At 64.5% G+C, this 6,479-nt stretch carries 7 protein-coding genes; 3 read left to right on the plus strand and 4 right to left on the minus strand.

Annotation, left to right across the window (positions count from 1 at the left end; all coding sequences use genetic code 11):
* Nucleotides 1-25: 25 nt before the first annotated feature.
* The 3 genes from NKJ78_RS23090 to NKJ78_RS23100 all read right to left on the minus strand — a co-directional run bounded on the left by NKJ78_RS23090 (nt 26) and on the right by NKJ78_RS23100 (nt 3,400).
* The gene (locus NKJ78_RS23090) at nt 26-991 is read right to left on the minus strand and encodes a hypothetical protein (RefSeq protein WP_352460757.1); all 966 of its coding nucleotides are present in this window, start codon (nt 989-991) and stop codon (nt 26-28) included.
* Nucleotides 992-1,119: 128 nt separating this feature from the next.
* On the minus strand, nt 1,120-2,622 hold the full coding sequence (locus NKJ78_RS23095) for a helicase HerA domain-containing protein (RefSeq protein WP_023691930.1): 1,503 nt from the start codon (nt 2,620-2,622) through the stop codon (nt 1,120-1,122).
* Nucleotides 2,623-2,758: 136 nt separating this feature from the next.
* Nucleotides 2,759-3,400: a glutathione S-transferase family protein gene (locus NKJ78_RS23100; protein WP_352460758.1), complete on the minus strand. Its 642-nt coding sequence runs from the start codon at nt 3,398-3,400 to the stop codon at nt 2,759-2,761.
* 146 nt (nt 3,401-3,546) lie between these two features.
* Between NKJ78_RS23100 and NKJ78_RS23105 the strand changes: the two genes are divergently transcribed.
* A complete protein-coding gene (locus tag NKJ78_RS23105; protein ID WP_023669703.1) occupies nt 3,547-3,777 on the plus strand; it encodes a hypothetical protein in 231 nt (76 codons plus the stop codon).
* Nucleotides 3,778-3,909: 132 nt separating this feature from the next.
* On the opposite strand, the gene NKJ78_RS23110 is transcribed toward NKJ78_RS23105, so the two are convergent.
* Entirely contained in the window at nt 3,910-4,395 is a 486-nt protein-coding gene (locus NKJ78_RS23110) for a hypothetical protein (RefSeq protein ID WP_023669704.1), read from the minus strand.
* Nucleotides 4,396-4,570: 175 nt separating this feature from the next.
* On the opposite strand from NKJ78_RS23110, the gene NKJ78_RS23115 reads away from it, so the two are divergent.
* Both NKJ78_RS23115 and NKJ78_RS23120 read left to right on the plus strand, forming a co-directional pair.
* A complete protein-coding gene (locus NKJ78_RS23115; protein WP_023707576.1) occupies nt 4,571-4,936 on the plus strand; it encodes a RidA family protein in 366 nt (121 codons plus the stop codon).
* Nucleotides 4,937-5,040: 104 nt separating this feature from the next.
* On the plus strand, nt 5,041-6,273 hold the full coding sequence (locus NKJ78_RS23120) for an amidohydrolase/deacetylase family metallohydrolase (protein ID WP_352460759.1): 1,233 nt from the start codon (nt 5,041-5,043) through the stop codon (nt 6,271-6,273).
* The last annotated feature ends 206 nt before the right edge of the window (nt 6,274-6,479 follow it).

The raw sequence follows: 6,479 nt of genomic DNA on the forward strand, positions 1-6,479 counted from the left end.
CAATGCCGAGCCGAGGACTTATCCCTCACGGCCCGGTGCAGATCGGCAACGGTTGCGGCGGCGGTGGCGGGTTGTCCTTGGCGTATTGCGCGATGATCGGCTCAAGGCTCTTTCGCGGCCAGAATTTCGGCTTGCCGATCTCCTTCAGGCAGGACGCATTCCAATAGGCGCCCGATTTACCAACGGCGGCGATGTCGCGCGATTCCGGGTAGATATAGAGCGTCGTCGGATTGCTCTTCACCATCGAAATGATCTGATCGGCGTCGGACGGCGACCAGCTGGTGCAGCCATTGCTGCGGCCGCCGGCGTAATCCACCAGCTTGCCGTATGGGACGAAGCCGTCATGGTCGGCATAGGAGCTGTTCGGGTTCTTGCGCAGGCACATGCCGCGCAACAGCCGCGCCGCGTGGCCGCCGATCACCCGCTGCCTGGCATTCGCCGTCTCGCCCTCGCCGTCGAACTGGATGAAGGTGCGCAGCAGCGCCTGGTCCTTTTTTGCGCCGATGCGGTAAAAACCCTTGAATGAGGTCTTTGCCTCGCCGGTCATATAGGCGCCGCCGGTCGTCAAGGACGAGTCCAGCGCATTGCCGAAGTTTTTCGCGCAGCGTTTGCCGTTGGAGAAATCGACCACGCCTTTCAAATTGCGGCCGCCGCCATGGCCCGACGAGATCGCCCTGAACGACTGCTTGGCCTCGCAAATGACGTAGTAGCGCCGCCCTAGCACGCCATTGCCGAGATCGCCGGGGCGCGTTGCATCCATGGCGAAATAGCACCCATTGTGGACCGCGCCTTGCGCGACCTTTTTCAGGTAAAGCGCGCGCGCCCGCTCCAGCACCACTTGCGAAATCTCGCCGTCGTCATTGCCGACATGGGCCTGCAGCCAGGCCGGTATATCGGAGGACGCGGCAAAAGACCGGGCAGACACCGTCAAGGCGATGCCGGCGATGGCGAGGAGGCCAAAGACAAAGACAGCCAGAGATTTCAACCGCACCGGACAACCCTTCCGCCCGAACCGTTCTGCGATTCTCGGAAACCCATCATAAATCGTCGCGCGCCGATCGGCGAAACACATCTTATTCAGAACCGCGCAAGCAAGTCAGGTAGCTGCCTGTTCGCCTTTCAGAGCGCCAGGCTGCCCTGTTCCGCCTCCGCGGCATTGGGGTCGCCCGGCGCCGTCGCCCAGGCGAGCTCGACCAGCGTCACCGTGCGGCGGCCGGTGCCGTCGAGCTGGCAGACGATGAGGCCCTGCTCCTCGATATAGGTGAGCAGCCGCCGGGCGCGCCGCAGCGAATGCGAGCCGTAGGCGCGCGCGATCGCCGCGTCGCTCGGGCACGGCCAGCCCTCCTTGGCGGCGCGGGCGATCATCATGAACACGCCCTGCATGTCCTCGGGCAGCAGCGAGGCGCGCACGGAAACGTCCTGCCAGGCGTCATCGCCTGCCATGTCTGCGCCGAGCCCGGCGCGGGCACGCGTCAGCATGCGACGGAATTCTGAGAGGTCCGGCACCACCGAAGCGAGGCCTTCGATGCGGCAGCGGACGACGAACTCCTGATAAAGCACGCCGATGACGCGGAAACCCGCATCGGGCTGCGCCAGGATGGCGCGCAGGACACGGTCCACCCGCTCTCGCCGCTCGGCCATATCCTCGGCGCTTACCGCCGGTTCCGCAGGTTCCGGGCGGATCTCCATCGCCGCCGATTTGGCCGCCATCAGCTGGTCGAGCAGCTCCGGCGACGCCATCCGGCGCGGCGCGCGCATCGTCTCGGGCGGCGGCGCCGCCAGGATGATGGCGCGCGCGTCTTCAAGCGCTGTTTCCGGCATTGCCATCAGCCGCGGCGTACCGTTGCGCGGGCTGGTCTCGGTCTGGCCGATGCGCACGCCCAGCGGACGGCGCGACAGCGCTGGGCCCAACGCCATGAAGTGCCCGCGCTCCAGGTCTCGAAACGCCTCGGCCTGACGCCGTTCCATGCCCAGAAGGTCGGCGGCGCGCGCCATGTCGATATCGAGGAAGGTACGGCCCATGAGGAAATTGGACGCCTCCGCCGCGACATTCTTGGCGAGCTTTGCCAGCCGCTGCGTGGCGATGATGCCGGCAAGGCCGCGCTTGCGGCCGCGGCACATCAAATTGGTCATGGCGCCGAGCGAGAGCTTTCGCGCCTCGTCGGACACTTCGCCGGCCACGGCGGGCGCGAACAGCTGCGCTTCGTCGACCACCACCAGCATCGGATACCAATGCTCGCGGGCAACCTCGAACAACCCGCCGAGAAAGGCAGCGGCGCGCCGCATCTGGTTCTCGGCATCGAGCCCTTCGAGATTGAGCACCGTGGAGACGCGGTGGATGCGCGCCCGCTCGCCGGCTGCTTGCAGGCCACGCTCCGTATGCTCCTCGGCATCGATGACCAGATGGCCGTAATGGTCGCCCAGCGAGACGAAATCGCCTTCCGGGTCGATGATGGTCTGCTGCACCCAGGGCGCGCTCTGCTCCAGGAGCCGGCGCAAAAGGTGCGATTTGCCGGAGCCGGAATTGCCTTGCACCAGAAGCCGGGTCGCCAGCAGCTCCTCAAGGTCGAGCGCCGCCGGCGCACCCGCCGTCGTCTGTCCCATCTCGATGGCTACGGTCATGTCACGACTCTCCTTGCGGACAGGGCTTATCAACCCGGCCGCGAGCCGTCGAGCGCGCCATGGCAACTCGCCCGCTGTTCCACACCTATGCTGCCAAAGCGCCACACATCAGCCCATCTGCCCAAAGGGAAGCACATCAAGCGGAGTTGACCGGCGGCAGAAGCGGCGCGTCCAGCCCGTCGAAGGGATCGCGCCAGGCATCGATGGCTTCGAGCCGGCGATACCAACCCAGAACAGAGGGATAGTCCGCCAGCGGCAGGCCGGCTGCATCGTTGAACGGCAAAAACGTCGCCATACGGAAATCGGCATAGGAGAGCGACTTGCCCACAAGCCATGGCCGCTTGGCGAGCTCCGCCTCGAGAATCGCTGCCGCGATGCGGAACTCCGCCAGCCCCTCCTCGACCTTGCCCTGGTCGACGGGCCCAATCCCGTAGCGCTGCTTGGTTCCGCGCTCGAAATGCACGATGTCGCAGGCCCGGACGAAATTCTCCTTGCCCCAGCTCAGCCAGCGGATCATGTCGGGTTGGTCATCGCCGCCGCCCCAGAAATCCGAACCCGCTTCGCGCGACAGAAGGCAGGCTATGGCGTCTGCTTCCCACAGGCTGCCGCCCGGCCATGCCAATATCGGCAGGGTAAGATTGGGATTGAGCTGACGAAACCGCTCAGCCTGCCCGGGCGCCATGGGTGCCGCAAACTCACACTCGACCTTGGCCTGCAGATGACGTGCAGTTGCAACCGCGAGGCGCGGATTGGGATTGCGGCTGAAGTACAGTTTCATGTCCCGTCCTGGACGCTGTGGGCTCGATCCTATCAAACACGCAAACGTGCCCTCCAGGCAATCTGGTCGGACCACGATTCCGCTGGCACACGCCGTCGTTCGGCGTATTATTTCCTTCGGGAGAGGGTTCTTGGCAGGAGAAAGCCATGAACGTAGTGCCGAGCGTACCTGTCATCGACGTGACAACCCAGAACCTTGTTTCCTCTGCGCTTTCCAGATTCCGCGCCGGCGATACCGTCTCGACCAGGGCGGCGCTCGACGCCATCCGCCGCATGGATCCAACCTGTGTCGACAGCGACGACGATCTCGTCGAACTCGTCGTCATGGCGGCAATTGGTAAGACCATGGCGGTTGTGTTCGACCACCGCTCCCGCTAGCCCTGTTGGACGAACCTGTCCCGTTCAACTCGCTTGAGCTCGAGTGGGTTCGGTTGGCGAGCTTTTACAGCTGCAGCCCGGAAGCGGACGTCTTCGTGCGCGAAGGCCGGCAATAGCATAAGCGGGTAAACCTCAGATCCCCAAGGGATGTGGCATGTAGCCGACGAAGCCGCCGATCTTCCAGTGGCCCGCCACCTTCCTGCAAAAATACAGCGTCTGCCATTTCAGCTTGTCGACGCTGCCATCGGCCTTGGCCACCGAGCCGTTGAACTTCTTGTGCAGCACGGCGCGGTCGCCATCGACATCGATGTCGCGCATGTTGGTGACGCGAAACAGCGCCTCGCGCAGCGGCTCGGCGAATCTGGCCGCCGCCGTCTCCTTGGCCTGGCGCAGCCATTCGTCGCGATAGACGGCAAGGCTCGGGAATTGCAGACGCCAGGCGTCGGCATCGCTGAGGAAATGCGCATGCATGCCGAAGAAGCTGTCGGCGAGGAAATCATCCTCGACCATCGACCAGTCCTGACCGATAAAGGCGTCGATGTCGCGCCGCACCAACATTTCCCAGAGCGCGTGGCGATCGGCATCGCCCTCTGGAAACGGGTTCTTGTCGAAGGTCATTGAAATCTCCTGTCGGGAAAATGCGACGCGCAAGATGCTGGCGAGCCTGCGATAAAGCAACACGCGTTTGGAAAAATGCTGCTTTCCAAAAAGCCCCCTATGAGGATCACCGGGACAGGCGTAGAGCGGTCGTCGAAAACGGGGCGCGGACCGCCATTCTGAACAGGAGTTTCCTTTGCCTAAAGAGTGTTTTGGAACATCCCACGTGCCGCTGTCGCCGGCCGTGCGCGCCGGGGATTTCGTCTACATCTCAGGCCAGGTGCCGGTCGACAGCGACCGCATCGTGGTCAAGGGCGGCATCACCGAGCAGACCGAGCAGGTGCTGCAGAATGTGAAGGCGGCACTCGCGCTGGCCGGTTGCACCATGGACGATGTCGTCAAGACCACGGTCTGGCTCGAGGACGCGCGCGACTTCGGCGCCTTCAATGCCGTCTACGCCAAGCACTTCCCGAAGAATCCGCCGGCCCGCACCACGGTCGAATCGCGGCTGATGATCGACATCAAGATCGAGGTCGAAGCCGTCGCCTACCGGCCGGTTTGACCAGCCGGGGCATGATCCCGAAAAGTGGAGACGGGGTTTTCTCGGACAAACGGAAACCGTTTTGTCCAGAGATCATGCCCCAAAACGAAGAGAGGCAGGCGCCGATGCAGTTCGATCTCCTGATCAAGGGCGGCCGTCTGATCGATCCGGCCTCGGGCCTGGACGCGCCGCGCGATGTCGCCGTTGCGGGCGGACGCATCGTGGCCATCGAGGCGGCGATCGATGCCGAGCACGCCACCAAGATAGTCGACGCTCGTGATTGCATCGTCACGCCCGGCCTCATCGATTTGCATAGCCATGTCTATTGGGGCGGCACCTCGCTTGGCGTCGATGCCGACCGGCTGGCGGCCAAGAGCGGCACCACCACCTTCATCGACGCCGGCAGCGCCGGCGCCGGCAATATTCTGGGCTTTCGCCGCCATGTCATCGAGCGCTCGAAGGTGCGCATCCTGGCCTATGTCAACATCTCCTTTGCCGGCATATTCGGCTTCTCGCAAAGCGTCTCTGTCGGCGAATGCAGCGATCTCAGGCTCTGCGAGCCACGCGAGACGGTGGCTGCGGTGCGCGAGCACGCCGATGTCGTCGTCGGCGTAAAAGTGCGCTCCGGCAAGCATGCCGGCGGCGCCAGCGGCATCGCGCCGGTCGATCTCGCGCTGGAAGCCGCCGACCAGGCCGGCCTGCCGCTGATGGCGCATATAGACGAGCCGCCGCCCGGCCGCTCCGAAGTGCTGCCGCGGCTGCGCAAGGGTGACATCCTCACGCACTGTTTTCGCCCGTTCCCCAACGCGCCGGTCTTCGCCTCCGGCGCGGTGCGGCCGGACATGCGGCTGGCCCGCGAACGCGGCGTCATCTTCGACATCGGCCACGGCATGGGATCGTTCGACTTCGCCGTGGCGAAAGCGATGCTGGCCGAGGGCCTCGCGCCCGACGTCATCTCCAGCGACGTGCATCTCTATTGCGTCGACGGTCCGGCCTTCGACATACTGGTCTGCATGTCGAAGCTAACGGCGCTGGGCATGCCGCTGGTCGAGGTGCTGCGCGCCGCCACGCAAAGGCCAGCCGAGGCGATCGCCAGGCCGGAGCTTGGGACGCTGAAAGTTGGCGGTGTCGGCGATGTCGCGGTGCTGAGACTGCGCCCCGGGCGCTTTACCTTCGTCGATGCGGTCGGTGCGGCGCTGATCGCGGATCAGCGGCTCACATCGGACGGCATCGTCGTGGGTGGTGTCTGGTGGCCGAACGAAGCCGCCGACCACAACGAGACCGAGCGCTTCGAGGCCCACACGCACCATACGCATGTCGAGGTCGCGGCACGGCATTTCGGGCGTAGGCACGATTAGCTGGTCTCCCCTTCATGGGAGATGGTCTGTCTTTCGGCGGCGCGTTTGAGGACCGCCTTCCCCCACTCCGTCTCGGCTTCGCCGAGCCACCTCTCCCCCCTCCGGAGGGAGAGGAAAGGCGCTGTCCGAACCGGATAGATAGGTAACAGAATGGACCGATAGCATGGGTGACAGTTTTCTTGTCCGCCGGAGGACCGGCGATGGTT

The organism is Mesorhizobium sp. M0037 (assembly GCF_040323635.1).
GTDB lineage: Bacteria > Pseudomonadota > Alphaproteobacteria > Rhizobiales > Rhizobiaceae > Mesorhizobium.

Excerpts from the sequence above, each read along its gene's own strand:
- NKJ78_RS23095 (WP_023691930.1), bottom strand. The coding sequence starts at position 2,622 with ATGACCGTAGCCATCGAGATGGGACAGACGACGGCGGGTGCGCCGGCG.
- NKJ78_RS23100 (WP_352460758.1), bottom strand. The coding sequence starts at position 3,400 with ATGAAACTGTACTTCAGCCGCAATCCCAATCCGCGCCTCGCGGTTGCA.
- NKJ78_RS23105 (WP_023669703.1), top strand. The coding sequence starts at position 3,547 with ATGAACGTAGTGCCGAGCGTACCTGTCATCGACGTGACAACCCAGAAC.
- NKJ78_RS23110 (WP_023669704.1), bottom strand. The coding sequence starts at position 4,395 with ATGACCTTCGACAAGAACCCGTTTCCAGAGGGCGATGCCGATCGCCAC.
- NKJ78_RS23120 (WP_352460759.1), top strand. The coding sequence starts at position 5,041 with ATGCAGTTCGATCTCCTGATCAAGGGCGGCCGTCTGATCGATCCGGCC.